This window comes from Actinomadura harenae (genome assembly GCF_003696215.1).
Lineage (GTDB): Bacteria > Actinomycetota > Actinomycetes > Streptosporangiales > Streptosporangiaceae > Spirillospora > Spirillospora harenae.
Window position 1 is genome coordinate 14,776 of the sequence record NZ_RFFG01000027.1, and the last position, 26,006, is coordinate 40,781.

The 26,006-nt window shown below is 73.3% G+C and carries 21 protein-coding genes; 14 read left to right on the forward strand and 7 right to left on the reverse strand.

Going from position 1 to position 26,006, the window contains the following annotated elements:
• Window positions 1-12 precede the first annotated feature (12 nt).
• The 6 genes from EBO15_RS16995 (at window position 13) to EBO15_RS17020 (ending at window position 6,293) form a co-directional block, all read left to right on the forward strand.
• Complete coding sequence (locus EBO15_RS16995; RefSeq protein ID WP_122195429.1) at window positions 13-579, forward strand: CGNR zinc finger domain-containing protein; 567 nt, start codon at window positions 13-15, stop codon at window positions 577-579.
• Between the two features lie 78 nt (window positions 580-657).
• Window positions 658-1,725: a GDP-mannose 4,6-dehydratase gene (locus EBO15_RS17000; protein WP_456047874.1), complete on the forward strand. Its 1,068-nt coding sequence runs from the start codon at window positions 658-660 to the stop codon at window positions 1,723-1,725.
• An 87-nt stretch (window positions 1,726-1,812) separates the two neighbouring features.
• Window positions 1,813-2,076 carry a ubiquitin carboxyl-terminal hydrolase 14 gene (locus tag EBO15_RS17005; RefSeq protein WP_122195371.1) on the forward strand — a complete coding sequence of 88 codons (264 nt, stop codon included), beginning with the start codon at window positions 1,813-1,815 and terminating at the stop codon, window positions 2,074-2,076.
• Window positions 2,076-3,653 carry an MFS transporter gene (locus EBO15_RS17010; RefSeq protein ID WP_122195372.1) on the forward strand — a complete coding sequence of 526 codons (1,578 nt, stop codon included), beginning with the start codon at window positions 2,076-2,078 and terminating at the stop codon, window positions 3,651-3,653. The genes EBO15_RS17005 and EBO15_RS17010 overlap by 1 nt, the downstream gene beginning before the upstream one ends.
• Before the next feature lie 105 nt (window positions 3,654-3,758).
• Complete coding sequence (locus EBO15_RS17015) at window positions 3,759-4,637, forward strand: LysR family transcriptional regulator (protein WP_122195373.1); 879 nt, start codon at window positions 3,759-3,761, stop codon at window positions 4,635-4,637.
• A gap of 51 nt (window positions 4,638-4,688) precedes the next feature.
• Window positions 4,689-6,293: a Na+/H+ antiporter gene (locus tag EBO15_RS17020; protein WP_122195374.1), complete on the forward strand. Its 1,605-nt coding sequence runs from the start codon at window positions 4,689-4,691 to the stop codon at window positions 6,291-6,293.
• Between the two features lie 210 nt (window positions 6,294-6,503).
• Here the strand turns inward: EBO15_RS17020 and EBO15_RS17025 are convergent, their stop codons facing one another.
• Entirely contained in the window at window positions 6,504-7,424 is a 921-nt protein-coding gene (locus EBO15_RS17025; RefSeq protein WP_122195375.1) for an Lrp/AsnC family transcriptional regulator, read from the reverse strand.
• Window positions 7,425-8,064: 640 nt separating this feature from the next.
• Here EBO15_RS17025 and EBO15_RS17030 point away from each other — a divergent pair.
• The 6 genes from EBO15_RS17030 (at window position 8,065) to EBO15_RS17055 (ending at window position 15,988) form a co-directional block, all read left to right on the forward strand.
• Window positions 8,065-9,501 (forward strand): GuaB1 family IMP dehydrogenase-related protein, encoded by a 1,437-nt coding sequence (locus EBO15_RS17030; protein WP_122195376.1) that lies wholly within the window; start codon window positions 8,065-8,067, stop codon window positions 9,499-9,501.
• Between the two features lie 485 nt (window positions 9,502-9,986).
• Window positions 9,987-11,627 (forward strand): LCP family protein, encoded by a 1,641-nt coding sequence (locus tag EBO15_RS17035; protein ID WP_122195377.1) that lies wholly within the window; start codon window positions 9,987-9,989, stop codon window positions 11,625-11,627.
• Between the two features lie 20 nt (window positions 11,628-11,647).
• Window positions 11,648-12,169, forward strand: a complete 522-nt coding sequence (locus EBO15_RS17040; protein ID WP_199744598.1) for a hypothetical protein — start codon at window positions 11,648-11,650, stop codon at window positions 12,167-12,169.
• Between the two features lie 65 nt (window positions 12,170-12,234).
• On the forward strand, window positions 12,235-13,296 hold the full coding sequence (locus tag EBO15_RS17045; RefSeq protein WP_122195378.1) for an enolase C-terminal domain-like protein: 1,062 nt from the start codon (window positions 12,235-12,237) through the stop codon (window positions 13,294-13,296).
• An 80-nt stretch (window positions 13,297-13,376) separates the two neighbouring features.
• Window positions 13,377-13,916, forward strand: a complete 540-nt coding sequence (locus EBO15_RS17050; RefSeq protein WP_233616253.1) for an AAA family ATPase — start codon at window positions 13,377-13,379, stop codon at window positions 13,914-13,916.
• 53 nt (window positions 13,917-13,969) lie between these two features.
• Window positions 13,970-15,988, forward strand: a complete 2,019-nt coding sequence (locus EBO15_RS17055; RefSeq protein WP_147481527.1) for a sensor histidine kinase — start codon at window positions 13,970-13,972, stop codon at window positions 15,986-15,988.
• A 5-nt stretch (window positions 15,989-15,993) separates the two neighbouring features.
• Here EBO15_RS17055 and EBO15_RS17060 read toward each other — a convergent pair whose 3' ends face one another.
• The 4 genes from EBO15_RS17060 to EBO15_RS17075 are packed head-to-tail and all read right to left on the reverse strand — an operon-like array spanning window position 15,994 to window position 22,446.
• Window positions 15,994-17,148, reverse strand: coding sequence for an acyl-CoA dehydrogenase family protein (locus EBO15_RS17060; protein WP_122195381.1), 1,155 nt, complete (start codon window positions 17,146-17,148; stop codon window positions 15,994-15,996).
• Window positions 17,145-19,112: an acetyl/propionyl/methylcrotonyl-CoA carboxylase subunit alpha gene (locus EBO15_RS17065; RefSeq protein WP_122195382.1), complete on the reverse strand. Its 1,968-nt coding sequence runs from the start codon at window positions 19,110-19,112 to the stop codon at window positions 17,145-17,147. Before EBO15_RS17065 ends, EBO15_RS17060 begins: the two co-directional genes overlap by 4 nt.
• A gap of 2 nt (window positions 19,113-19,114) precedes the next feature.
• On the reverse strand, window positions 19,115-20,650 hold the full coding sequence (locus tag EBO15_RS17070) for an acyl-CoA carboxylase subunit beta (protein WP_122195431.1): 1,536 nt from the start codon (window positions 20,648-20,650) through the stop codon (window positions 19,115-19,117).
• A 56-nt stretch (window positions 20,651-20,706) separates the two neighbouring features.
• Window positions 20,707-22,446 (reverse strand): acyclic terpene utilization AtuA family protein, encoded by a 1,740-nt coding sequence (locus EBO15_RS17075; RefSeq protein WP_122195383.1) that lies wholly within the window; start codon window positions 22,444-22,446, stop codon window positions 20,707-20,709.
• Between the two features lie 128 nt (window positions 22,447-22,574).
• Here EBO15_RS17075 and EBO15_RS17080 point away from each other — a divergent pair, with 128 nt between their 5' ends.
• Both EBO15_RS17080 and EBO15_RS17085 read left to right on the forward strand, forming a co-directional pair.
• Entirely contained in the window at window positions 22,575-23,183 is a 609-nt protein-coding gene (locus EBO15_RS17080; protein WP_122195384.1) for a TetR/AcrR family transcriptional regulator, read from the forward strand.
• A gap of 320 nt (window positions 23,184-23,503) precedes the next feature.
• Window positions 23,504-24,493 (forward strand): aldo/keto reductase, encoded by a 990-nt coding sequence (locus EBO15_RS17085; protein WP_122195385.1) that lies wholly within the window; start codon window positions 23,504-23,506, stop codon window positions 24,491-24,493.
• Between the two features lie 32 nt (window positions 24,494-24,525).
• Here the strand turns inward: EBO15_RS17085 and EBO15_RS17090 are convergent, their stop codons facing one another.
• Together EBO15_RS17090 and EBO15_RS17095 are read right to left on the reverse strand one after the other, a co-directional pair.
• Window positions 24,526-25,146 carry a dTDP-4-dehydrorhamnose 3,5-epimerase family protein gene (locus tag EBO15_RS17090; RefSeq protein ID WP_122195386.1) on the reverse strand — a complete coding sequence of 207 codons (621 nt, stop codon included), beginning with the start codon at window positions 25,144-25,146 and terminating at the stop codon, window positions 24,526-24,528.
• A 16-nt stretch (window positions 25,147-25,162) separates the two neighbouring features.
• Window positions 25,163-25,936: a class I SAM-dependent methyltransferase gene (locus EBO15_RS17095; RefSeq protein WP_122195387.1), complete on the reverse strand. Its 774-nt coding sequence runs from the start codon at window positions 25,934-25,936 to the stop codon at window positions 25,163-25,165.
• Window positions 25,937-26,006: the final 70 nt, after the last annotated feature.

Here is a 26,006-nt window from a genome sequence, read left to right on the forward strand (position 1 = left end):
ACTGGAGTGACCGTGATCTTCGCCCATGACACCGAGCACGCTCTGACGACCGTGGTCGACCTGGTCAACACCGCGCCCGCGGCCGCCGGCGAGGAGGGCCTGCCCGACCTCGCCGCGCTGCGCGCGCTGCTCGAGCGGAATCGGACCAGCGACGTGACCGGCCTCACCGAGCGGGACCTGGAGTTCGTGCGCGCCCTGCGGGACCGCTTCCACGCGGTGTTCCTCTCCGCGGACGACCCGCCGTCCGCCGTGGCGCTGGTGAACGAGGTCGTCGGCGGCGTCCGCACCACCCCGCACCTGACCGACCACGACGGCTACTCCTGGCACGTGCACTTCTTCGCGCCGGGCGCGCCGCTCGGCGAGCACCTGGCCGCCGACTGCGGCATGGCGCTGGCCTTCGTGATCGCCGCCGGGGAGCTGGACCGGCTGCGGACCTGCGAGGCGCCCGACTGCGGCCGCGTCCTGGTGGACCTGTCCCGCAACCGCTGCCGCCGCTACTGCGACAGCCGCACCTGCGGCAACCGCATGCACGTGGCGGCCTACCGGGCCCGCAGGCGGGACGCCCAGGCCCCCGCCTAGGCGAACACCCCGCGGGGTCGCTAACCTCGTGAACCAGAATCTCGTTCATCTCCCGGCCCAGGCCGCCAGATGGGCCCCGTGAACGAACCAGAAAGCCATGGAGGAACCCTGTCCAGGCGCGCACTGATCACCGGCATCACCGGGCAGGACGGCTCGTACCTCGCCGAGCACCTGCTCGCCGAGGGCTACGAGGTCTGGGGGCTGGTGCGCGGGCAGGCCAACCCGCACGTGGCACGGCTGCGCAAGCACGTCGGGGACGTCCGGATCACCACCGGCGACCTGCTCGACCAGGGCAGCCTGATCTCCGCCGTGGAGCGGGTGCAGCCCGACGAGGTGTACAACCTCGGCGCGATCTCCTACGTCCCGATGTCCTGGCAGCAGGCGGAGCTGACCGCCGAGGTCACCGGCATGGGCGTGCTGCGCGTCCTGGAGGCGATCCGGGTGGTCTCGGGGATCGGCGGCTCGCGCACGCCGTCCCGGGACGAGCAGATCCGCTTCTACCAGGCGTCCTCGTCCGAGATGTTCGGGATGGTCCGGGAGACGCCGCAGAACGAGCGGACCCCGTTCCACCCGCGCAGCCCGTACGGCGTCGCGAAGACCTACGGGCACTACATCACCCAGAACTACCGCGAGTCGTACGGGATGTTCGCGGTCAGCGGCATCCTGTTCAACCACGAGTCGCCGCGCCGGGGCGCGGAGTTCGTCACCCGCAAGGTGACGCTCGGCGCGGCCCGGATCAAGCTGGGCCTGGCGTCCGAGCTGCGCCTGGGCAACCTGGAGGCGCGCCGCGACTGGGGCTTCGCGGGCGACTACGCGCGGGCGATGCGGCTGATGCTGACGCAGGGGACGCCCGAGGACTACGTGATCGGCACCGGCAAGACGCAGTCGGTGCGCGACCTGGTCGAGTTCGCGTTCCGCACCGCCGGGCTGAACTGGGAGGACCACGTCGTCCTGGACGACCGGTACACCCGTCCGGCCGAGGTGGACCTGCTGTGCGCCGACCCGAAGAAGGCGCGCGCGCAGCTCGGCTGGGAGCCGGAGGTGACCTTCGAGCGGCTGGTCACCATGATGGTCGAGTCGGACCTGCGGCTGCTGTCGGGGTCGGCCCGTCCCGAGGACGAGCCGTTCAGCCCCGACCACTGGTGACCCGGCCGTAGGGCGCTTCCGCGCCCCGGCGCCCCGGAGATCACCTCCGGGGTGACCGCCGGACGGGCGGCATGCGACGATCGGACCATGAGCGTTTGTGAGCACGTGGCCCAGTTGCCCACGCCCGAGCCGGCCCCCCGCACACCCCAGGGGTGCGAGGAGTGCCTGCGGGACGGCACGCAGTGGGTCCACCTGCGGATGTGCCTGGACTGCGGCCATGTGGGCTGCTGCGACTCCTCACCCCGGCGCCACGCGAGCGCCCACGCCGCCGAGGACAAGCACCCGGTGATCCGGTCGTTCGAGCCGGGCGAGGACTGGCGCTGGTGCTTCGTGGACGAGCAGATCGTCTGATGGCCGAGGTCCGGCTGTCGCAGGGGCAGGGCCGCTGGATCCTGCTCGCGACCGTGCTCGGGTCCGGCGTGGCGTCCCTGGACGCCACCGTCGTCAACGTGGCACTGCCCCGGCTGGCGAAGGACCTGTCGGCCTCGATGGCCGACCTGCAGTGGACGGTCAACGCCTACACGCTCACCCTCGCCGGGCTGATCCTGCTCGGCGGGTCGCTCGGCGACCGGTTCGGCCGCCGCCGGGTGTTCGTGATCGGCGTGATCTGGTTCGCGACGGCGTCGGTGCTGTGCGGCGCCGCCCCGGACGTCCAGACGCTGATCGCCGCGCGGGCGCTGCAGGGCGTCGGCGGGGCGCTGCTGACGCCCGGCTCGCTGGCGATCATCCAGGCGTCGTTCGTCGAGGAGGACCGGCCGCGCGCGGTCGGGGCCTGGTCCGGGCTGTCGGGGGTGGCGGGCGCCGTCGGCCCGTTCGCGGGCGGCTGGCTGGTGGAGGCCGCGGGCTGGCGCTGGGTGTTCCTGCTGAACGCGCCGCTCGCGCTGATCGTGGTGCTGGTGGCGCTACGGCACGTCCCGGAGACCCGCGACCCCGAGGCGACCGGGCGGTTCGACATCGCGGGCGCGGCCCTGGCGGCGCTGACCCTGGCCGGGACGACCTACGCCCTCACCGAGGCCCCGAACGGCGCGGGCGCCGGGGTCGTGGCCGCCGGACTGGTCGGGATCGGCTCCGCGGTCGCCTTCGTGGTCGTGGAGCGGCGGCGCGGACGCGGGAACGGCGGCGGGGGGCGGCCGCAGCCGATGCTGCCGCTGGCGATGTTCGCCAACCGGGAGTTCTCCGCCGTCAACGCCGTCACCTTCGTCGTGTACGGCGGGATGGGCGTGATGTTCTTCCTGTTCGTGCTGAACCTGCAGGTCGTCTCCGGGTTCTCGCCGATCGCGGCGGGCACGGCGCTGCTGCCGGTGACGGTGCTGATGCTGCTGCTGTCGGCGCGCGCGGGCGCGCTCGCGCAGAAGATCGGGCCCCGGCGGCCGATGACGGTCGGGCTGGTGCTCGCCGCGGCCGGGATGGCGCTGGTCTCGCGGGTCGGGGAGCACGCGTCCTACTGGCGGGACGTGCTGCCCGGCGTGGTGGTGTTCGGGCTGGGCCTGTCGGCGATGGTCGCGCCGCTCACCGCGACGGTGCTGGCGAGCGCGAACGTCCGGCACGCGGGGATCGCCAGCGGCGTGAACAACGCGGTGGCGCGCGCGGCGGGGCTGCTGGCGGTCGCGGCGATCCCGCCGCTGGTCGGCCTGACCGGCGAGGCGTACCAGAACCCGGCCAAGTTCGCCTCGGGGTTCCGGGAGGCGATGCTCATCTGCTCCGGCATGCTGCTCGCCGGGGCGGTGCTGACCCTGTTCACCGTCCGGGACGACACCCTGAAGACCACGCCGGAAGGGCGGGAACCGGAGTGCCGGACGCATTGCGCGGTCGGCGCGCCGCCGCTCGAGCCGGAGCGGTCCGCGGTTCCGGCGGGGGCCGCGGCCGAGCCCGGGCCCGCCGGTGCGGGCGGCGGCCCGGCCGGTCCGGCGGACACCGGAGGCGCCTGACCGATTCGTCCGTGATGTCGTCACCGTCGGTGGCGGCGGCGCGAATCTCGGGCCGATTCCGGCTATGTCCAGGACCGGATCAGTTCGTTGTCATACGGTCAGGGCATGAATCTGCGGCAGCTGCGCTATGTCGTGGCGACCGCCGACCACGGCACCATGACGTCGGCGGCCCAGGCGCTCTACGTGGCCCAGCCCGCGCTGTCCCGGGCCGTCCGGGAGCTGGAGCGCGAGCTCGGCGTGGAGCTGTTCGCCCGGTCCGGACGCGGCGTCGTCCTGACGGCGGACGGCGAGCAGGTGGTCCGGCACGCGCGGGTCGCGCTGTCGGCGGTCGAGGCGATCGAGGGCCTGTCGGCGGGCGGCACCGGCGGCCGCGGCGCGGACCTGCGGATCGCCACCACGCTGTCCCTGGAACCCGAGCTGACCGGGCGGCTCATCCCCCGGTTCGCCCGCGACCAGCCCGCCGTCCGGGTCCGGGTGGTGCGCTGCCCGGGCGCGGGGCACGCGGCGGCGGCGCTCCGGCAGGGCCGCGCCGACCTGGCGCTGACCGACCTGCCCGTCCCGGGCGACCTGGTCGCCCACCCGCTGGACCAGCGGGAGGTCGTGCTGGTGTCGCCGCCGGGCCTGAAGCTGCGCGAGCCCGTCCCGACCTCCGCGCTGAACGGGATGCGGCTGATCCTTCCCGGGCGCGGCACCGCGCCGCGCGCCGAGATCGACATGATGCTCGAACGGGTCGGCGCGTCCCCGGTCGCCGCGGTGGAGTCGGAGGAGCGCGGCACGTGGCTCGGCTGCGTCCGCGCGGGCATGGGCTCGCTGCTCTGGTACCGCAACCAGCTGGACGACACCGACGGGCTCACGGTGCGCTCGTTCATGCCGCCGCTGACCCGGCTGGTCGGGATCGTCCACGCGCACCGGCAGCTGCCCCCGGCCGCGCGGGACTTCCTGGCGTTCGCCAAGGAGGGTCCGCGCAGCGTCCACCACCCCTGACCTGCCCGGCCGAAGGATCGGGCGGTCCGGGAGACATGCCATGATCGGGACGTGGAGACGAAGCACGCCCTGTGGCTGCTGGCTGTGCCGGTGGTCGCCCTCGCCGTGGCCGCGCTGGCGCGCCGAAGCCGGATCGCCGCCCCCCTCGCCCTGGTCATCGCCGGCCTGATCTTCTCCTATTTGCCGGGCGTACCAGACTTCCAGCTCAATCCCGACTTCGTGCTGTACGTGTTCCTGCCGCCGCTGCTGTTCTCGGCGGCCTGGCAGAGCAGCATGGTCGACCTGCGCGCCAACCTGCGCCCGATCGCGTTCCTGTCGGTCGGGCTGGTGCTGTTCACGACCCTGGCCGTCGGCTGGGCCGTCCACCTGGCGGTGCCGGGGCTGCCGCTGCCGGTCGCGCTGGTGCTCGGCGCGATCGTCGCGCCGCCGGACGCCGTCGCCGCGGTGAGCGTCGCGCAGCGGCTCGGCCTGCCGCGCAACACCGTGACGATCCTGGTCGGCGAGAGCCTGTTCAACGACGCGACCGCGCTGACCGCGTTCCGCGTCGCGGTCGCCGCCGCCACCGGAGCGGGCTTCACCTGGCTGGACGGCGCGGGACGGTTCGCCTACGCAGCCATCGCGGGCACGCTCATCGGCCTGGTCCTCGGCCCGCCGCTGCACTGGCTGCGGACCCGGCTGAACGACCCGCTGGTGGAGAACGCCGTCGCCGTCCTCGCGCCGTACGCGGCGTACCTGTCGGCCGAGGCCGTGCACGCCTCCGGCGTGATCGCGGTCGTGGTCAGCGGCCTGTACCTGGGCCACCGGTTCACCGAGTCCCCCGCGATCACCCGGCTCATCGGGCACTCGTTCTGGAAGATCGTGGTGTTCCTGCTGGAGTCGGTGGTGTTCCTGCTCATCGGGCTCCAGCTGCCGCCCGTCCTGGACGCCGTGTCGAACCGGTCCTGGGGGAACCTGGCGTGGTGGGCGGTGGTGACGTTCGCCGCGACGGTCGTCGCGCGGTTCGTGTGGGTGTTCGTGGTGTCGTACCTGCCGCTGAGGCTCGGGATCATCCGGCGGACCGCCGACGGGCACGATCCGTCCTGGCGGGGGCACGTGGTGGTCGGCTGGGCCGGGATGCGCGGCGTGGTCTCGCTCGCGGCGGCGTTCGCGATCCCGTTCACGACCACGTCCGGCGATCCCTTCCCGGACCGCGACCTGGTGCTGTTCCTGACGTTCACGACCGTCCTGGCGACGCTGCTGGTGCAGGGGCTCACCTTCCCGCTGCTGATCCGGGTGCTCGGCGTCGGCGGCGGCGAGCGCGAGACCTACAGCGACACCGTGGCCGAGGCCGGGGCGCAGCACGCGGCGGCGTCGGCGGCGATCAGCCGCCTGGACGAGCTGGCCGCGTCCGAGGACCTGGACGAGGACGTGGTGGAGCGGCTGCGGCACATGGCCGAGCACCGGCAGCTGCGCGCCTGGGAGCGGCTCGGCGGCGGGACGGGCCCGGAGGGCGCCGAGGTGCCCAGCGTGACCTACCGGCGGCTGAGGCGCGAGATGCTGGCCGCCGAGCGGTCCACGTTCATCCAGATGCGCAACGAGCGGCGGCTGGACGACGCGGTGCTGGCCCGCATCCTGCACGAGCTGGACCTGGAGGAGGCGTCCCTCCAGCGCGACTGACGCGCGCCTGCGGCTCTTGCGGGGCAGGGCCATTGCGGGGCAGGGCCCTTGGGAGGTCAAGGCTCTTCGGGGGTTCGGCTCTTGCGGGGGTCGGGCTCTTGCGGGGGCCGGCGGGGTCGAGGGGGTGGACGAGCCGTCCCGGACATGACGTCCGGGACGGAACGGTGTGTCCCTCACGGCGTGCGGGACGGGACGGGGGATCCGAACGGCTCAGGCTGGGCCGGCGCCGTTCGGGGGTTTGTCCGGCAGTTCGACGGCATAGGACTCCTTGACCACGTCGAGGTGGTGCCAGGACTCCCGGACCGTCGCGCCCGGGATGGCCCGGATCGCGTCCAGGACCTCGACCAGCTCGGCCCGTGACGACGCCTCGGCCTGGCCGACGATGTCGTAACGTCCGAACCCGGTGGCGAGGTACCGCACGCCCTCCAGCCCGGCGACCGCCTCCGCGACCCGGCGCAGTGACCCGGTCACGGCCAGCCCGAATCCGCCCAGCTCGGCGGCGCCGAGCGCGAGCGGGTCGGCGAGGCCGGTGACCTGGATGACGCCGGACCGCATCAGCCGGACGACGCGGGCGCGGGTGGCCGCCTGCGAGAGTCCGATGATGTCGGCGAGCCGGGTGTAGGGCGCCCGGCCGTCACGCTGCAGTTCCTGCAGCAGCCGCCAGTCGATGTCGTCCAGGGTGATCCGGTCCAGGGTCCGGACCACGGCGTGGGCGTCCCGGACGGTGGCGACCGTGCGGAAAACCTCGGTCGCCTCCACTCCGGGCACCGAGCGGATGTGGTCCACCTCGGCGGCGAGCGCCGCGTCGTCCCGGGTGCGGACCTGGGCGACCAGGTCGTGCGGCCCGGCCGTCAGGGCGGTGAACCCCACCGCCGGACGCTCGGCGACCGCACGGGCCACCTCGCGCGCCGGACCCGACACCGTGATCGACACATGGCCGACCGCCTCCGCCCCGACCACGGCCGAGTGCACGATGCCCACGACCCGGACCACTCCGGTCTCGAGCAGGCTCTGCACCCGTGCCCGCACGGCCGTGCGGGAAAGCCCCACCCGGTCGGCGAGCGCCTGGAAGGTCGCTCTGCCATCCCGCTGGAGCTCGCGGACGAGCACGGTGTCGACCGCATCCAGCACGGCTGTCCTCCTTCGCGATGTGATGAAACTTTTTGTCGGAACTGCAAGATCATTCCATTTCACGGCGGTCCGCCGTCAAATATTGATCTTGCTCGTGTTCGTCGGTCCCGGCGGCCGTCGAAGCGTCGGCGTACGGCCCGGACGGCGACGAATACGGGGCGGGGCACGGGCGCGCGGCAACACAACGCGACCCGGCCGGCCGCGCGCGGCGGCCCGGGGGCGGGTCCCGCGCGGGCGTGGCGATCGTCACTCCCGTCCCAGCGGCGGGCAGGCCGGTCCGGGGCCACGAGCGTCACCGACATGCGCCACTCCCGGCCTTCCGCTGCGACGCCTCCTGCGGGGACCGGCCGTCCACGCGAGGCTATGTAAGAAAAGTGCATCGAGTGCGCATGAACGTCAAGAGGTGACTTCACGGAGAGCAAAGACGCGTAAGGGTCGTGGAAAGGGTGCGTAGGCGCTGGTCGGGCCGGATGCGGGGGCGGCCTGCGGCCCCGCCGGATGATCACCTTCCGGCCAGGGTTTCGTCACCGTCCGAGACGCCGTCGTCCGGTCTGCGAGCTTGGTTCGGGCATGACCGGGTATGCCGCACAATGTACGGTGGCCCAGCCACCCGGAACCACGATTGGTGTGTAGAAGAGCCGTGCGCCTGCTGAACGGTGAGCGACCCGCTCACGATCTCACCTACAACGACGTCTTCATGGTCCCGCGCCGCTCGTCGGTCGGGTCCCGTCTCGAGGTCGACCTGTCGGCCGTCGACGGCAGCGGGACGACCGTCCCGCTCGTCGTGGCGAACATGACCGCGGTGTCGGGCCGCCGGATGGCCGAGACGATCGCCCGCCGGGGCGGCATCGCGGTCATCCCGCAGGACATCCCGGGAGACGTGGTGGCCGAGGTGATCTCCTGGGTCAAGGGCCGCGACCTGGTCGTGGACACCCCGATCACGCTGTCCCCCGCCGACACGGCCGGGGAGGCCCTCGCGCTGCTGCCCAAGCGGTCGCACGGCGCCGTGGTCGTGGTCGAGGACGGCCGTCCGGTCGGCGTGGTCACCGAGGCCGACTGCCAGGGCGTCGACCGGTTCGCCAACCTGCGCGACATCATGTCCCGCGACCTGGTGACGCTCCCGGCGGGCATCGACCCGCGCGAGGCGTTCGAGCGGCTGCACGCCCGCGGCCACCGGCTCGCCCCGGTGGTGGACGGCGACGGCCGCCTGGTCGGCGTGCTGACCCGCACCGGCGCGCTGCGCGCCACCCTCTACGACCCGGCCGTCGACGCGTCCGGGCGGCTGCGGGTCGCCGCGGCCGTCGGCGTGAACGGCGACGTCGCGGGCAAGGCCAAGGCGCTGCTGGAGGCCGGCGCCGACCTGCTCGTCGTGGACACCGCCCACGGCCACCAGGAGAAGATGATCGCCGCGCTGAAGGCGGTGCGCGGCCTCGACCCGCACGTCCCGGTCGCGGCCGGGAACGTCGTCACCGCCGACGGCACCCGCGACCTGATCGAGGCGGGCGCCGACATCGTCAAGGTCGGCGTCGGCCCGGGCGCGATGTGCACGACCCGGATGATGACCGGCGTGGGCCGCCCGCAGTTCTCCGCCGTCCTGGAGTGCGCGGCCGAGGCGCGCCGCCTGGGCCGCCACGTCTGGGCGGACGGCGGCGTCCGGCACCCGCGCGACGTGGCCCTGGCGCTCGCCGCCGGCGCGTCCAACGTGATGGTCGGCTCCTGGTTCGCCGGGACCTACGAGTCCCCCGGCGACCTCCAGCGGGCCGCCGACGGGCGCCTGTACAAGGAGAGCTTCGGCATGGCCTCGGCGCGGGCCGTCCGGCTGCGCACCGCCGAGGACTCGGCGTTCGACCGGGCCCGCAAGGCGCTGTTCGAGGAGGGCATCTCCACCTCCCGCATGTTCCTGGACCCGCAGCGTCCCGGCGTGGAGGACCTGGTCGACTCGATCGTCGCGGGCCTGCGCAGCTCCTGCACCTACGCGGGCGCGCGGACGCTGGAGGAGTTCCACGAGAACGCGGTCGTGGGCGTCCAGTCGTCCTCGGGGTATGCCGAGGGCATGCCTCTGGCCACGTCCTGGTAATCCGCCTGACGGATCGGTTCCGCCGGGCTTCCGGGCGCCTTCACCGGTGCCCGGAAGCCCGGCGGTTCGCGTTCGGTGGCCTTCGGCGCGCGGACGGCTTCGACGTCCGCGGGCGCAGGTGTTCACGGGTCCTTCGCGGCGGGCTCCGCCAAAGTGCTCACCGGCGGCGCGGGGAGGCCGGGATGACACGACACGCCGGGGCCGATGCGCCGGGCCGTGCGGGCTGAGCTGCAACCTTTCCCATCGGGGACGGAGATCTCCGGTCTCCGGAGGGCAGGCACAGGCAGGCACATGATCAAAATTCGGGCACGACCTCGTGGTCGGCCACGCGTGGCGGGCGCAAAGTGCCTATTGTAGGCAAGAGTTGCACGTAACGAAGTACTGCTCGTATTCGGACGACTACTCCCGCAACCTCTGCCCGGTTTTGCGCGTCCTGAATGTAGTTCGGTGCCTGAATTGAGAGCGCGTAGGGAAGTGGAGCGTCCATGACGAGTCGACCGGCGCGGCGGCGCCGCCGGACCACGGAGCCGGGCGCGGAACCGGAGGCCGGGTCGGCGTCCGAACCGGCGTCCGGCGAGGCGGCGGAACGTTCCGGCTCCGAAGGCGGACTCCCCCGCGCACTGGGGCTCACCCTGGCCTCGACCCTGGTCTGGGGCGTGGCGCACCTCTGCACGGGACGCCGCAAGCTCGGCACCGCGCTGGTCGTGGTGTTCGTGGCCCTGCTGGCCGCGCTCACCGCCTGGTACCTGATCTACCGGCCGGACCTGCTGCACCTGGCCGTCCGGCCGGACCTGCTCCAGGCCGCCGCGGGCGGCATGGTCCTGGTCGGCCTGGCCTGGCTGTGCGTGATCATCCGCTCGTACCAGATCACCCGTCCGAGCGGGCAGTCGATCCCGATGCAGGCGGTCGGCGGGCTCGTCGTCGCGGCGCTGTGCCTCGGCGTGGCCGTCCCGGTCTCCTGGGCCGCGCGCACCACCTACGTCGCGCGCACCACCCTCACCAGCATCTTCCACGAGGGCGGCACCAACGGCACCAAGCAGATCGACACCAAGGACCCCTGGAACGGGCAGTCCCGGGTGAACGTGCTCCTGCTCGGCAGCGACTCGGCCTACGACCGCGAGGGCACCCGCACCGACTCGATGACGGTCGCGAGCGTCGACACCCGCACGGGCGAGACCGTCCTGCTGGGCGTCCCGCGGAACCTGGAGCACTTCCAGATGCCGCCCGGCCCGGCCCGCGACCGCTTCCCCGACGGCTTCACCGGGGACGGCCCGCTGACCCCCGGCCTGCTCAACGAGGTCTTCCAGTACGCCGAGGACCACCCGGACATGGTGCCGGGGGTGGCCAAGAACCACCGCGGCCCGACGCTGCTGAAGCAGACCATCGAGGGCATCCTCCGCCAGCACATCGACTACTACATCATGGTCGACATGTTCGGCTTCGCCGACATCGTGGACGCGATGGGCGGCGTCAAGGTCAAGATCACCGAGCCGATCCCCTACGGCCGGGACGGCGGGGTGCTCCAGCCCGGCGAGCGCACCCTGCACGGCAAGGAGGCCCTCTGGTACGGGCGCTCCCGCAACGACAGCGACGACTACGCCCGCATGGGCCGGCAGAAGTGCCTGCTGCGGTCGATCGCCCGGCAGGCCGACCCCACGACCGTCCTGACCCGGTTCGACAAGCTCGCGGCGGCGACCAAGCGGGCGATCTCCACCGACATCCCGCAGGAGCTGCTGCCGTCGCTGGTGAAGCTCTCGGAGAAGGTCAAGGACGGCGCGCAGATCAGCACGCTGGCGTTCGTCCCGCCGCTGATCTACACCGGGAACCCGGACTTCGCGCTGATCCGGCGCCTGGCGGCCAAGGCGATGAGCCCGTCGCCGTCCCCCACCGCCTCGGGGTCCCCCTCGCCGTCGGGTTCGGCCTCGCCGTCCGGGGCCGCGGCCCCGTCGGGGACGCCGTCGTCCGGCGGGCCGTCGGGGTCGCCCTCCGGGTCCCGGTCCGGTTCCCCTTCCGGGACGCCTTCGGACTCGCCGTCCGGGGACGCCTCGCCCGGCGCGACCGGTTCGGGCGCCTCCGGCCAGGACAAGACCAAACCGATCTCGCTCGACTCGCTCTGCCCGTCCTGATCCTGGGGAACACTGCGGGTGTGAGGGCGGTGCACCGCCTCCGGCGGGTCGTGAACGGCGTGAACCTGTCGACGCCGCTCGGGCTGCTCCTGGCCCGGGTCGGCACCCGGCCCCGCGCGACACCGGCGCGGGGCCCGGAGGGGCTGCTGCTGGCGGGCGGGTACCGGCTGCCGCTGCCGGTGGCGGCCGCGTTCACGATGGGCAACGTGATCATGACCCGCGAGGACGTGACGGAACTGACCGGCGACCCCGCGCTGCTGGCGCACGAGGCGCGGCACGCGACGCAGTACGCCTGGTGCCTGGGCCCGCTGATGCTGGCGCCGTACCTGGCGTGCGCGGGCGTCTCGCTCGTCCTGTGCGGGGATCCGGCGAGCTACAACCCGTTCGAGCGGCTGGCGGGGCTCGCGGACGGCGGGTACGTGCGGCGTCCACCACGTCCGGTGTTCCGGAAGGCGCTGCGTCCGGTGTTCCGGAAGGCGCCGCGTGCGGTGTTCCGGTGGGTGCTGCGTGCGGTGTTCCGGTGGCCGCCGGGCGGCCGGTGACCGCCGCGCCCCCGGCAGGGTGGATCATGGTGGGGACGGTTCGACGAGCGTGAGGACGGGTGCGGGTGCCGCAGATCGAGGGCTGTGAGACCTTCCGGGTCGCGATGCCGCGGGCCCGGCGGCCGGAGAGCATCCTCGTCCGGCTGACCGGCGCGGACGGCACGGTGGGCTGGGGCGAGGTCGCGGTGCCCGAGGAGACGGCGGGCGCGGGCCCGGCGTGGGCGGACATCGCCGAGCGGATGGCGCCGGGGCTGATCGGGCTGCCGTGGGAGCGCCCGGAGGACGTCTCGGCGGTCGCCGAGCTCGGCACCAGCGGCGCCGCGGCCGCCGTGGACACCGCCTGCTGGGACCTGTGGTGCCGGGGCCGGGGCGAACCCCTCTCCCACGCGCTCGGCGGCACCCGCACCTCGATCGTGACCGCGGCGCGGATCTCACCCGAGCCGGTGCTGGACACGGTGGTGTCGCGGGTGAACCGGGCGATCGGCGCGGGCCACACGCGGGTGACGGTGGAGATCCGGCCGGGCTGGGACGTGGAGCCGATCCGGGAGGTCCGGGCCGCGTACCCGGCGCTGGCGCTGGTCGCGGACGGACGGCACGGCTACACCGAGGCGCCCGAGCACCTGGACGCGCTCGCCGCCCTCGACGGCTACGACGTGACGGCGGTCGAGCGGCCGTTCCCGGTGGACGACCTGCCCGCGCACGCCCGGCTCCAGGGCCGGGTGGAGGCGGCGGTCGCGCCGGAGATCGGCGATCTGGACACCCTGGCCGCCGCGATCGAGCTCGGCGCGGGCCGGGCCCTGAACCTGCGGATCGGCCGGTTCGGCGGGCTGACGGCGGCGCGCGCGGCGCACGACCACGCGTACGCGGCGGGCTGGGACGTGTGGTGCACGGGGGCGGGCGCGTTCGGGATCGGGCAGGCCGCCGCGGTGGCGCTGGCGTCCCTGCCGGGCGTGACGCTGCCGAGCGAGGTGACCGATCCGGCGGGCGGCCCGGTGTTCGTGACGCCGCCGGTCCGGTCGTCCGGCGGGGTGGTCGGGGTGCCGCTCACCCAGCCGGGCCTGGGCCACGTGATCGACGAGGACGCGATCGTCCGGCTGGCCCGCGAGCACCTCCGCCTCCCGGCATGACCGGCGCCCCGGACTCTCCGGGCGGTCCGGGCGGTCCGGGCTCTCCGGATGGTGCGGGCGGTCCGGCGACGGTGTGGGTGGTGGCGGGGCCGCCCGGCGGGGGCAAGAGCACGGTCGCGGACCTGCTGCTCGCCCGGCTGCGTCCCGTCCCGGCCCTGCTGGACAAGGACACGCTCTACGGCCCGTTCGTCGCCGCCACGCTGGACGTCGCGGGCCGCGATCCGGGTGAGCGCGAGGGCCCCTGGTACGACGAGCACGTGAAGGCGCACGAGTACCAGGGCCTGACGGCGACGGCGCGGGAGATCCGCTCGCACGGCTGCCCGGTCCTGCTCAGCGGCCCGTTCACCGGCCAGATCCGCTCGCCGGAACGGTGGGCGCAGTGGGTGGGCGAGCTGGGCGGGCCGCCCGTCCGGCTGGTGTGGATCAGGTCGGATCCGGCGACTTTGCGCCACCGCCTGGAGGCGCGCGGACTGGAACGGGACGCCGGGAAACTGGCCGCGTTCGACGCGTTCGCCACGCGGATGCTCCCGGAGGAACCGCCGCCGGTGCCGCACGAGGAGATCGACAACCGGCTGGGCGCGGCCACCTCCCTGGCCGATCAGATCGCGAGTATCACCTGACCGGAACCGTTCCGGCGGTCCAAGCTCCCGGCGGCGAACGCTAGGGTCGATCCGTGACGATTCGGGGGAATATCACACCAGGCGGGGGAACGCCGGGCGGGGAGGCGGGGAGCGGCGCACGGGGGTGGCCGCGCCTCGCCGACTTCGGGGTGCCGCTGCTCCTCGTCCCGCCCCAGCTCGGCCTCGCCGCGCTCATGTCGCTGTCGGACACCTTCCTGGTGCCCCGCGACCGGGGCGGATGGATCGCCCTGGTCGTCCTGGTCCTGGTCCTGGACGGCGTCCTGGTGTTCCGGCGCGTCCGGCCGATGGCCGTGATCATGACGGTCGTCCTCGGCGGCAACGCCGGCCTGCTCCTGATCCACGCCCAGGAGGTGCCCGCCACCGACCTCGCCCTGTGGGTGGCGGTGTTCTCCCTCGCCGCGCACAGCGGGCGGTGGCGCGCCATCGCCGGATGCGCCGCCGCGTTCGTCGTCCACGAGACGGCGACCGCGCTGCGGGCCGACGGCGTCGGCGACTGGACGCTCGACGTCTCGGTCGACGCCCTGCTGCTCCTGGCCCTCACCGCGCTCGGGCAGCTGCGACGGCAGCGCCGGGCCCGGCGCGCCGAGCTCGCCGAACAGCTCGAGGCGGCCGAGCACGAACACCACGCCGCGGCGGCCGCCGAACGCGAACGCCTGGCCCGCGACCTGCACGACGTGGCGGGCCACCACCTCAGCGCGGTGATCGTGCACAGCGGAGCGGTCGCGTCCATCCCCGACCCGGCGCTGGCCGTCCGGGCACTGGAGACCGCCGCCGACACCGGACGCGACGTCCTGGCGGCCCTGGTCCGCCTGGTGGACGAGGTCGAACCCGACGAGCGGACGGGCGAGGGCCTGCCCGCGCTGCTCCCGCCCCTGTGCGAAGGGATCCGGCGCCTCGGGACGCCCGTCACCCTGGACGTCGAGGGCCGGGCACGCCGGCTGCCGCCGCCGGTGGTCACGGCGGCCTACCGGGTCGTCCAAGAGTCACTGACCAACGCCATGCGGTACGCCTCGGGCGCGGCCGTGGACGTCACCGTCCGGTACGTGGCGGGCGGGGTGGAGGTCGAGGTCCACAACGGCGTCCCGCAGGTCGAGGGATACGTGCCGCAGCTCGGGACGGGCCGCGGCATCGCCGGAATGCGGTCCCGCGCCACGACGCTCGGCGGCACACTCGAGGCCGGCCCGGCCGACGACGGCGGCTGGCGCGTCCGGGCCGTCCTGCCCACGGGCGCCCCGGACGGCCGCCGCCACGGCTGGCCCGACGTCGTCGACGGCATCCTGGTCGCCCAGTCGGTGCTGCTGCCCGCACTGATCGCGTTCGTCCCACCCGAGCCCGTACTGCCCGGCTGGGGATTCTGGTCCGGCGCGCTGCTGCTGGTCGCGTTCCTGCTGCGGGCCGTGCCGCTGTGGTGGCGGCGCTACACGCCCTACGCCGTCCTCGCCTGGACGACCGGATTCGACGTCCTCTGGTCCTGCACCGCCGGGACGACCCGGGCCGCCATGACGGGCCTGCTCATCGTCGGCGGAACGACCCTGATCGGCGCCGTGTACGCGGTCGCCGCCTACGCGCGGCGCGGCGTCCCGACCTGGCCCGCGCCGTTCGTCGCGGCGCTCGCCTGGGCCGCGACGATCGGGGCCGGCGCCGCGCGCCTCAAGGGGACCCCGGCGCTGCCGGCCGGCCTCATCACCGGCTACCTCCTCGGGCTGGCGTTCTTCCTGCCCGCCTGGATCGTCGGCAAAGCGGTCGTGACGCGCGGGCACCGCTGGGAGAACGCGGCACTGGAGACCATGGCCGCCCGCGCGGGCGTCGCCGTCACGGCCGAACGGCACCGCGTCACCCAGGGGCTCCGCGGCACCGTCCTGGACCGGACCGCCCGGTTCGTCCGGGTGGCCGAGGACGCGCTCGCCGACCCGCGCGCCGACCGGTCCGCCGCGCTCGTCGAGGTCGCCGAACACGCGCGCGCCGCTCTCAACGACATGCGCGCGCTGCTGGACGCCCTCCGCCCGGGCCCCGGACCGGGCACCTCCGCCGCCGAGTCCGTGGCCGGATAACCCGGTCAGTACGACTTGGGCAGGCCCAGGGAGTGCTGCGCGACGAAGTTGAGGATCATCTCGCGGCTGACCGGGGCGATGCGCATCAGCCGGACGACCCCGGCGAGCATCCCGACGCCGTACTCGGAGGTGAGGCCGTTGCCGCCGTGCGTCTGGATGGCCGTGTCCACACAGTGGACGGCGGCCTCGGCGGTGGCGTACTTGGCCATGTTCGCGGCTTCGCCCGCGCCCATGTCGTCACCCTCGTCGTACAGCCAGGCGGCCTTCTGCGCCATGAGCCGGGCGAGCTCCAACTCGACCTTCGCCTGCGCGAGCGGGTGCGCGAGACCCTGGTGCGCGCCGATCGGCGTCTTGAACACCTGCCGTTCCCTGGCGTACGTCACGGCCTTCCCGAGGGCGAGCCGGCCGATGCCCGCGCCCATCGCGGACGCCATGATCCGCTCGGGGTTCAGCCCGGCGAACAACTGGAGCAGCCCGCCGTCCTCGTCGCCGACGAGCGCCTCGTAGGGCAGCCGGACGTCGTCCAGGTGGCAGATGAACTGCTTCTCCGGCGAGATGATCTCCATCTCGATCGGGGTGAAGGTGAAACCGGGCACGTCGGTCGGGACGATGAACAGCGACGGCCGCAGGTTGCCCTTCTGGTCCTCGGTACGGCTGACGAACAGGACGGCGTCGGCCTCGTCCACACCCGAGATGAACGTCTTCTGCCCCGACAGGACCCAGCCGTCGCCGTCACGGCGCGCCGTGGTCGTGATCCGGTGCGAGTTCGACCCGGCGTCCGGCTCGGTGATCGCGAACGCCATCTTCACCGAACCGTCGGCGAACCGCGGAAGCCAGTGCTTCTTCTGCCCCTCGGTGCCGGACCGGGCGATGATCGTGGCGCAGATCGCCGGGGACACCACCATGAGCAGCAGCGGACACCCGGCCGCGGAGAGCTCCTCGCACACGGCCGCCAGGTCGCCGATGCCGCCGCCCCCGCCGCCGTACTCCTCCGGCACGTTCACACCGAGGTAGCCCAGCCGCCCGGCCTCGGCCCACAACTCGTCGGTCTTCTCACCCGCCTTGGCCTTGCGGACGTAGTAGTCCGGACCGTACTTCGCGCCCAGCTCGGCGACCGCCGCGCGCAGCGCGCGCCGCTCCTCCGACTCGATGAAGCTCACTGGTGGGGGGTCCCTTCAGAGATCACGGCGAGGACCGATCCGGCCTCGACCTGCTGTCCTCGCGTCACGTTGAGAGCGGTCACGGTCCCGGCGGCGGGCGCGGCGATGCGGTGCTCCATCTTCATCGCCTCGAGAATGAGCAGCGTCTGCCCGTCCGCGACGTCCGCGCCCTCCCCGACCTCCACGCGGACGACCGTGCCGGGCATGGGCGCCAGCAGCGAACCGGGCGCGACCAGGGCACTCGGGTCGGCGAAGCGCGGCTCGGGGGTCAGCGCGACCGGGCCGAGCGCGGAGTCCACGAACACCCGCCCGCCCGCCACGTGGACGGCGAACGCGTGCCGGACGCCCCCGACGTCCAGGACGACCCGCCCGGGCACCTGCTCCACCAGGGCCACACCGTCCCCGACCAGGCCGTCCTCGAAGAGCAGGCCGTCGCGCGTGAGCCGGTACTCGACCTCGATCCCGCCGTCGAACACCTTGCGCTGCGGCTGCGACGGGACGTTCCGCCACCCCGACGGCAGCCCGCCCAGGACCCGGGCACCCGCACGGTTCGCGGCGGCGTCGGCGAGCGCGGCCGCCAACGCGGACAACCGCACGGCACGCTCGTCCGCGAGCGGCTCGGCGAGCGCCGCCAGGCCGACCTCCTCCAGGTAGCCGGTGTGGGTGTCCCCGGCGAGGAACGCCTTCTCACCGAGCACCCGGACCAGCAGGTCCCGGTTCGTCGTCACCCCGTGCAGGCGCGCCGCCGACAGCGCCCCGCGAAGCCTGCGCGCGGCCGCCGCACGGGTCGGCGCGTACGCGATCAACTTCGCGAGCATCGGGTCATAGTGGACGCCGACCTCGCCACCCGACTCATACCCGGCGTCCAGCCGCAACCCGCCGCCCGCAGGGACGGCGAACCACGCGTCCACATCAGGGACCTCGAAGGAATGCAGGACACCGCTCGCCGGACGCCAGTCCAACGCCGGATCCTCCGCATACAGCCGGACCTCGATCGCATGCCCGCGCGGCACCGGCGGCCCCTCCGGCAGCCGCGCCCCCTCGGCGACCTCCAACTGCAACCGGACCAGATCCAGCCCGTACACGCACTCGGTCACCGGATGCTCGACCTGCAACCGCGTGTTGACCTCAAGGAAGAAGAACCGGCCGTCCGGCGCGAGCATGAACTCGACCGTGCCCGCCCCCGCGTACTCGATCGCCTTCGCCGCGTTCACCGCCGCCGCGCACAACTCGGCGCGCAACGCGGCCGACACCACCGGCGACGGCGCCTCCTCGACGATCTTCTGATGCCGGCGCTGGATCGAGCACTCCCGCTCCCCCAGCGCCCACACCGTCCCGTGCGCGTCCGCGAGGATCTGCACCTCGATATGCCGCGCCCGCTCCAGCAGCGGCTCACAGAACACCGCCGGATCACCGAACGCCGACGCCGCCTCACGCCCGGCCGCCGCGACCTGCTCGTCCAGCTCGGCCAGATCCCGGACGACCCGCATCCCGCGACCGCCGCCGCCCGCCGACGCCTTCACCAGGATCGGCAGGTCCCCCGCCGTCACCGCGGCGGGATCCAGCTCCGGCAGCACCGGAACCCCCGCCGCCGCCATCAGCCGCTTCGCCTCGATCTTCAACCCCATCGCCGCCACCGCGGCCGGCGGCGGCCCGACCCACGTCAGCCCCGCCTCCAGGACGGCCCGCGCGAAGTCCGCGTTCTCCGACAGGAACCCGTAACCCGGATGGACGGCGTCCGCGCCCGCCGCCTGCGCCGCCTCGATGATCCTCTCAGCGCGCAGATAGGTACCGGACGGCGCGTCCCCCGGCAGCCGGACGGCCACATCGGCCTCCCGGACGTGCGGAGCACCGGAATCGGCGTCGGAGAACACCGCCACCGTCGCGACACCCAGGTCACGACAGGTGCGGAAGACACGGCGGGCGATCTCGCCGCGATTGGCGACCAGCAGTTTCTCGATCATCATCACATCCGGAAGACGCCGTAGCCGTCCGCGCCGCGCACGGGGGCGTTGTGGACCACCGACAGGCACAGGCCGAGGACGGTGCGGGTGTCACGCGGGTCGATGACCCCGTCGTCGTACAACCGCCCCGACAGAAAGAACGGCAGCGACTCGGCCTCGATCTGCGCCTCGACCAGCTCCCGCATCGCCCGGTCCCCCGCCTCGTCGTAGACCTGACCGCGCGCCTCGGCGGCGGCCCGCGCGACGATCGACAGGACCCCCGCGAGCTGCTGCGGCCCCATCACCGCCGACTTCGCGCTCGGCCAGGTGAACAGGAACCGCGGGTCGTACGCCCGCCCGCACATGCCGTAGTTCCCGGCCCCGTACGACGCGCCCATCACGACCGTCAGATGCGGCACCTTCGAGTTCGCCACCGCGTTGATCATCAACGCGCCGTGCTTGATGATCCCCGCCTGCTCGTACTCCGCGCCGACCATGTAGCCGGTCGTGTTGTGCAGGAACAACAGCGGCGTGTCCGCCTGGTTCGCCAGCTGGATGAACTGCGCCGCCTTCTGCGCCTCCGCGCCGAACAACACGCCCTGCGCGTTCGCGAGGATCCCGATCGGATACCCGTGCAGCGTCGCCCACCCGGTGACCAGGCTCGTCCCGTACAGGGGCTTGAACTCGTCGAACTCCGAGCCGTCCACGATCCGCGCGATCACCTCACGCGGATCGAAGGGAACCTTCAGATCCTCCGGGACGATCCCCGCGAGCTCCTCCGCGTCGTACAACGGCTCCCGCACCGGGGCGGACGGCGCCGGACCGAGCTTGCGATGGTTGAGCCGCTTCACGATCCGCCGCCCCAGGCGCAGCGCGTCATGCTCGTCCACGGCCATGTAGTCGGCCAGACCGGACGTCCGCGCGTGCATCTCCGCACCGCCGAGCGACTCGTCGTCGGACTCCTCACCGGTCGCCATCTTCACCAGCGGCGGCCCGCCGAGGAACACCTTCGCGCGCTCCTTGACCATGACCGTGTAGTCGCACATGCCCGGGATGTACGCACCGCCCGCCGTGGAGTTCCCGAACACCAGCGCGATCGTCGGGATCCCCGCGGCCGACAACCGGGTCAGGTCACGGAACATCCGCCCACCCGGAATGAAGATCTCCTTCTGCGTCGGAAGGTCCGCACCCCCGGACTCGACCAGGTTGATCACCGGCAGCCGGTTCTCCAGCGCGATGTCCGACGCCCGGAAGCTCTTCTTCACCGTCCACGGATTACTGGACCCGCCGCGCACCGTCGGATCGTTCGCCACGATCAGGCACTCGACACCCTCCACGACGCCGATGCCCGTCACCACGGACGCGCCGACCGGGAAGTCACTCCCCCACGCGGCGAGCGGACTCAGCTCCAGGAACGGCGAGTCGGGGTCGAGGAGCAACTCGATCCGCTCCCGCGCGAGCAGCTTCCCGCGCTTGCGGTGCCGCTGCACGTACTTGTCGCCGCCGCCCGCCAATGCCTTGGCATGCTCGGCGTCCAGCTCGGCCAGCTTGCCGAGCATCGCCGCCCTGCGCTCCCGGTACTCGGGGCCGGCGGTGTCCAGCGTGCTTCTGAGGGTCAAAGGACGACCTCCGGAACGATGACGGAACGGGACCGCAGCCACTCCCCGAGGGCCTTGCCCTGCGGGTCGAACCGGGTCGAGGCGGACACGCCGTCCTGGAGCAGCCCTTCGATCACGAAGTTCACCGCCCGCAGGTTCGGCAGCTCATAGCGGACGACGCGATGCTTCTCGGTCTCGGGCAGCAGCTCGCGCAGGCGCGCTTCGGTGAGGTATCCGCGGAGCCAGGCGAACTGCGCGTCCGTACGGGCCCAGACACCGATGTTGGCGTCCCCGCCCTTGTCACCGCTGCGCGCCCCGGCCACGTCCCCGAGCGGCACCCTCTTGCCGTCCTCCACCTGCGCAAGGGGCGCCTGGACGGCGGAGGGCGGGGAATGCAGGGGCCCCGTTCCCTCATCCCGCGCCGGCGCCGGAATCACGATCTCGGTGCCGTCCGGACGCACGGCCAGGTGCTCGACCTGCTCGTTCGCCACGAAGGCCGGACGGTACACCCCGAACGGGCTCCCCTTCCCCGGCGGAGACGTCATCGTGAACCCGGGGTACCCGGCCAGGGCCAGCTCGACGGCCGCGTTGCTGAAGGCCCGCCCGACCTTCTCCGGATCCGCGTCCAGGACGGCGCACCGGAGCAGCGCCGTCGCCTCCCCCTGGGTCTGCGGGTCGGGCTTGGCCGCGCCGATCGTCGTCCACTCGACGCGCCCCGGCCGGTCCTCGCCCATCGCCGCGTCCATCTGCGCGCGCACGAGGGCGGCCTTGGCCTCGATGTCCAGGCCGGTCAGGACGAACGTCATCTCGTTGCGGTGCCCGCCCAGGTGGTTGAGGCACACCTTCGTGGTCGCGGGCGGCGGCGAGCCCCGCACCCCACTGATCCGGACGCGGTCGGGTCCGTCCTCGGCGAGCTCGACGGTGTCGAAGTGCGTGATCACGTCGGGCCCCGCGTAGGCGGGCGCGCCGATCTCGTACAGCAGCTGCGCCGTGACGGTCTCGACCGTCACGGCCCCGCCCGTCCCGTCGTGCTTGGTGATGACGCTCGACCCGTCGGCGTGGATCTCGGCCAGCGGGAACCCCGCCGGACGCACCCCACCGGCACCGGCCTTTTTGTAGATTTCCTGGAAGAAGGCGAAGTTCCCGCCCGTGGCCTGCGTCCCGCACTCCAGGACATGCCCGGCCGCCGTCGCGCCCGCGAGCGCGTCCCAGTCGTCGCGCGCCCACCCGAAGTGCGCCGCGGACGGCCCGACCACGAGCGAGGCGTCCGTGACCCGCCCGGTCACCACGACGTCCGCGCCCGCCTTCAGGCACTCCGCGATCCCCCACGCGCCCAGATAGGCGTTGGCCGTCAGGGGCTGCCCGTACCGCTCGTCCCGCAGGCCGAGCTCCTGCGCGCGCGGAAGCAGATCGTCCCCGTGGACGTGGCCGACCTTCACGTCCAGCCCGAGCCGCCCGGCCAGCTCACCGAGCCTCTCGGCCAGCCCGCGCGGGTTCAGCCCGCCCGCGTTCGTCACGATCTTCACGCCGCGCTCGACCGCGAGCCCGAGCGCGTCCTCCATCTGCCGCAGGAACGTCCCGGCGTACCCGCCGCCCGGATCCTTCAGCTTCGAACGGCCGAGGATCAGCATGGTCAGCTCGGCGAGGTAGTCCCCGGTGAGCACGTCCAGCGGACCGTCCTCCAGCATCTCCCGGACGGCGCTGAACCGGTCGCCGTAGAAGCCCGAGGCGTTCCCGACGCGCAGCGGTCGACTCATGTCCCGCACCCTGCCAGCCCGGCACGATAAAATCAATCGCGCATGATTGTTTTTCGTGCCGGGCTCGCGTGGTGCGGATACGGTTCCACCACGGCACGCGCCGACGCCCGCCGGACCCGAAGGAGACCATGACCGCCCAGGCCGTCCCCCGCGAACCCCGGCAGGACCGCAGCCGCGCCACCCGGCGACGGCTGCTGGAGGCCGCCGTCGACTGCCTGGCCTCGGTCGGCTGGGCCGGGACGACCGTGACCGTCGTCGCCGAACGCGCCGGGGTGTCGCGCGGCGCGGCCCAGCACCACTTCCGCACCCGGGAGGAGCTGGTCACCGCCGCCGTCGAGTACGGCACCGAGGTCCGCCTGCACCGGATGCGCGCCCGCCTCGACGAGCTCGCCGGCCGCCGCCCCGACACCCTGGAGGTGGTCACCCTCCTCGGCGAGATGTACTCCAGCCCGCTGTTCAAGGCCGCCCTGCAACTGTGGGTCGCCGCGAGTTCGGACGAGCAGCTGCGCGCCCAGGTCGTCCCGCTGGAGGCCCGCTTCGGCCGCGAGGCGCACCGGCTGACCGTCGACGCCCTCGGCGCGGACGAGTCGACGCCCGGCGTCCGGGAGACCGTGCAGGCCACCCTCGACCTCGTCCGCGGCCTCGGCCTCGCCGACCTGCTCACCGACGACTCGTCCCGCCGCACCCGCCTGCTCCACCAGTGGGCCGCGACCCTCGACACCGCCCTCGGCCGATGACCCCGACGCCGCCGTCCGCCCAGGGCATGTCCCGCGCACCGCTCACGCGATGACGGCCCGGCCGGGTCAGGTCGTCCGGCGATTCCTCAGCTCCGCGAGCCATGCGCGGAGCTGCTCATCGCTGTGCGGGTAGGCGCCGCTCTCGTCGTCCCGACCGTGGTCGAGTCAGCACCCGCCCACCGGCTTGGGCCTTCCGGCTCGAGCGATCCTCGGCTCATTCTGCGGAGTATGTCGGCGTTCCGCCCGTGTCGACCCGCGGGCGCCGAGACGACGGGCTCGCCTTCCGGCGAGTCGCGCGACCAGGAGGGGCGGCACCGACCATGGACGATCGTCTGTACGTGCGGCTGGGACGCACCGGCCTCGTGGTCAGCAGGCTGTGCCTGGGCACGGTGAACTTCGGCGGCCGCGTGGACGAGCCCGCCGCGCACCGGCTTCTGGACCACGGGCTGGAGCGCGGCGTCAACTTCGTCGACACCGCGAACATGTACGGCTGGCGCGTCCACAAGGGATGGACCGAGGAGGTCATCGGCCGGTGGCTCGGCCGCCCGTCGCGGCGGGACGACGTCGTCCTGGCCACCAAGGTCGGCTACCCGATGAGCGAGACGCCGAACGGCGGCGGCCTGTCCATCAGGAACATCATCGCCTCCTGCGAGGCCTCGCTGCGCAGGCTGGGGACCGAGTGGATCGACCTCTACCAGACCCACAACGTCGACCGCGGCGTCGCGTGGGACGAGGTCTGGGAGGCCATGGAGATCCTGGTGCGGCAGGGCAAGGTGCGCTACGTCGGCTCGTCGAACGCAGCGGGCTGGGACATCGCCGCCGCCCAGGAGACCGCGGTTCGCCGGGGCTTCGTCGGGCTGGCCTCGGAGCAGTGCCTGTACAACCTCGTGACACGCCACCCCGAGCTGGAGGTGCTCCCGGCCGCGAGGGCCTACGGCCTCGGGGTGCTGGTCTGGGCGCCGCTGCACGGGGGGCTGCTGAGCGGAGTGCTGCGCAAGCACGCGGACGGCGTCGCGGTGAAGTCCGGGCAGGGGCGCGCGGCGGTCGCGTTGGAGGCCCACCGGGACGCCGTCGCGGAGTACGAGCGGCTGTGCGCCGAGTTCGAGCGTCCGCCGGCGGAGGTGGGGATGGCGTGGGTGCTCTCGCGGCCCGGGGTGACGTCGGCGGTCATCGGCCCGCGCACGGCCGATCACGTCGACGGCGCTCTGCGCGCGCTCGAGACGCCGCTGTCGGACGCGCAGTCGGCCCGGCTCGGCAAGCTGTTCCCGCCCGTCGGCCACGGCGGGCCCGCCCCTGACGCGTGGATCTGAGGAGCCGGCCCGGCCCGTGCGCCGTCGACCGGCTACGACTCCCCGGCGGCCCGCGAGCTCTGGGGCTGGAGCGGGCGCGGCGGGCACTGCTCGTAGGTGGGCAGGAGCCCGGCCGCCGCCGCCTCGGCCAGCGTGGGAGCCGTGGTGTCCTTGGCCGAGCGGATCGGCGGCTCGGTCAGCTCCCACGGCAGCGCGAGGTCCGGGTCGAGCGCGTCGATCTCGATCATGGTGCCCGGCACGTACTCGGTGGAGCACAGGTAGCACATGGACGTGCCCTCGGTGAGGGCGACGAACGCGTGGCCGATCCCGTCGGGGAGGTAGACGGCCGTGCCGGACTCGGGGCTCTGGTAGGTCACGTCGTACTGGCCGAACGTCGGCGAGCCCACGCGGATGTCGACGGCGATGTCGAGCGCGAGCCCTCGCACGCAGGTGATGAACTTCGCCTGGCCGGGCGGGACCCGGGTGCCGTGGACGCCGCGGAGGGTGTTCCGCCTCGACACCGAGAAGTTGACCTGCCGGATCACCAGTTCCCAGCCGGTGGCGGCCAGCAGGACGCTGTCGCGCACCGACTCGAGGAAGTGCCCCCGCGAGTCGGCCCGGGGTTCGGGCTGGATCCGGTACGCGCCGGGGATCGTCATCTCCGAGATCAACACGTTGTGCTCCGTTCGGTCAGTCGGCCCAGCGCAGATAGATGACCGGCGGCTCGCGACCGGGGATCTGGTGCAGGGTGGTCCGCCCCAGGTCGAGGACCTCGCGGACGGCCGCGGTCTCCCCCGGCCACTTGGGATGGGCGAGTTCGTCGAAGGCGACGATGGCGCCCCGGGCCAGGTACGGGCGGATGATCTGGAGGACGTCACGGGTCGGCGCGTAGAGGTCCATGTCGAAATAGGCCATCGCGATGACGGTCTCCGGATTCTCCTCCAGGTACCGGGGCACCGTCTCGCGGACGTCGCCCTGGACCACCAGGCTCCGCCGCACGTGACCGTGGGGTTCCCCGAGTTCGTGCGCGCGGAGCACCTCGCGCAGATGGTCCGGGTAGTCGTCGGCGGTGCGGAACCGGCCGACGACCGCGCTCGGGCTCACCTCGTCGACGCGGCTCACGTCGGGGAACCCGGTGAAGGTGTCGAAGCCGACGATCCGGCGGAGGGGGTTCTGCGGCTCGTAGTGGCCGCGCAGTGCGGTGAGCGCCGCGAGGTGGCGGCCGTGCAGCACCCCGAACTCCATGATCACACCGGGTACCGCGCGCACCTCCCGGTACAGGGCGTCCATGCTCAGCAGGTCGCCGAGCTGGCAGCGGCGCAGGTAGACGGGCAGGTTGTCGATCAGGTACTCGGGCGGGATCGGGGTCTTCACCAACAGCTCGGCGAGTCTCTCCCGCGACTCACGCTCCGCCGCCGACTCGTGCGGGACGATCTGCGGGTCGGTGTACCGGGGGGCGTTCATCTGGCTCTGCTCCTCATCGCTCGGGCCTGCGCCACGGCCACCGCCGGCCACCGTCGGCCTCCGTCGGCCT

Excerpts from the sequence above, each read along its gene's own strand:
- EBO15_RS17005 (WP_122195371.1), top strand. The coding sequence starts at position 1,813 with ATGAGCGTTTGTGAGCACGTGGCCCAGTTGCCCACGCCCGAGCCGGCC.
- EBO15_RS17010 (WP_122195372.1), top strand. The coding sequence starts at position 2,076 with ATGGCCGAGGTCCGGCTGTCGCAGGGGCAGGGCCGCTGGATCCTGCTC.
- EBO15_RS17015 (WP_122195373.1), top strand. The coding sequence starts at position 3,759 with ATGAATCTGCGGCAGCTGCGCTATGTCGTGGCGACCGCCGACCACGGC.
- EBO15_RS17035 (WP_122195377.1), top strand. The coding sequence starts at position 9,987 with ATGACGAGTCGACCGGCGCGGCGGCGCCGCCGGACCACGGAGCCGGGC.
- EBO15_RS17065 (WP_122195382.1), bottom strand. The coding sequence starts at position 19,112 with ATGATCGAGAAACTGCTGGTCGCCAATCGCGGCGAGATCGCCCGCCGT.
- EBO15_RS17070 (WP_122195431.1), bottom strand. The coding sequence starts at position 20,650 with ATGCTCGGCAAGCTGGCCGAGCTGGACGCCGAGCATGCCAAGGCATTG.
- EBO15_RS17075 (WP_122195383.1), bottom strand. The coding sequence starts at position 22,446 with ATGAGTCGACCGCTGCGCGTCGGGAACGCCTCGGGCTTCTACGGCGAC.
- EBO15_RS17080 (WP_122195384.1), top strand. The coding sequence starts at position 22,575 with ATGACCGCCCAGGCCGTCCCCCGCGAACCCCGGCAGGACCGCAGCCGC.
- EBO15_RS17085 (WP_122195385.1), top strand. The coding sequence starts at position 23,504 with ATGGACGATCGTCTGTACGTGCGGCTGGGACGCACCGGCCTCGTGGTC.
- EBO15_RS17095 (WP_122195387.1), bottom strand. The coding sequence starts at position 25,936 with ATGAACGCCCCCCGGTACACCGACCCGCAGATCGTCCCGCACGAGTCG.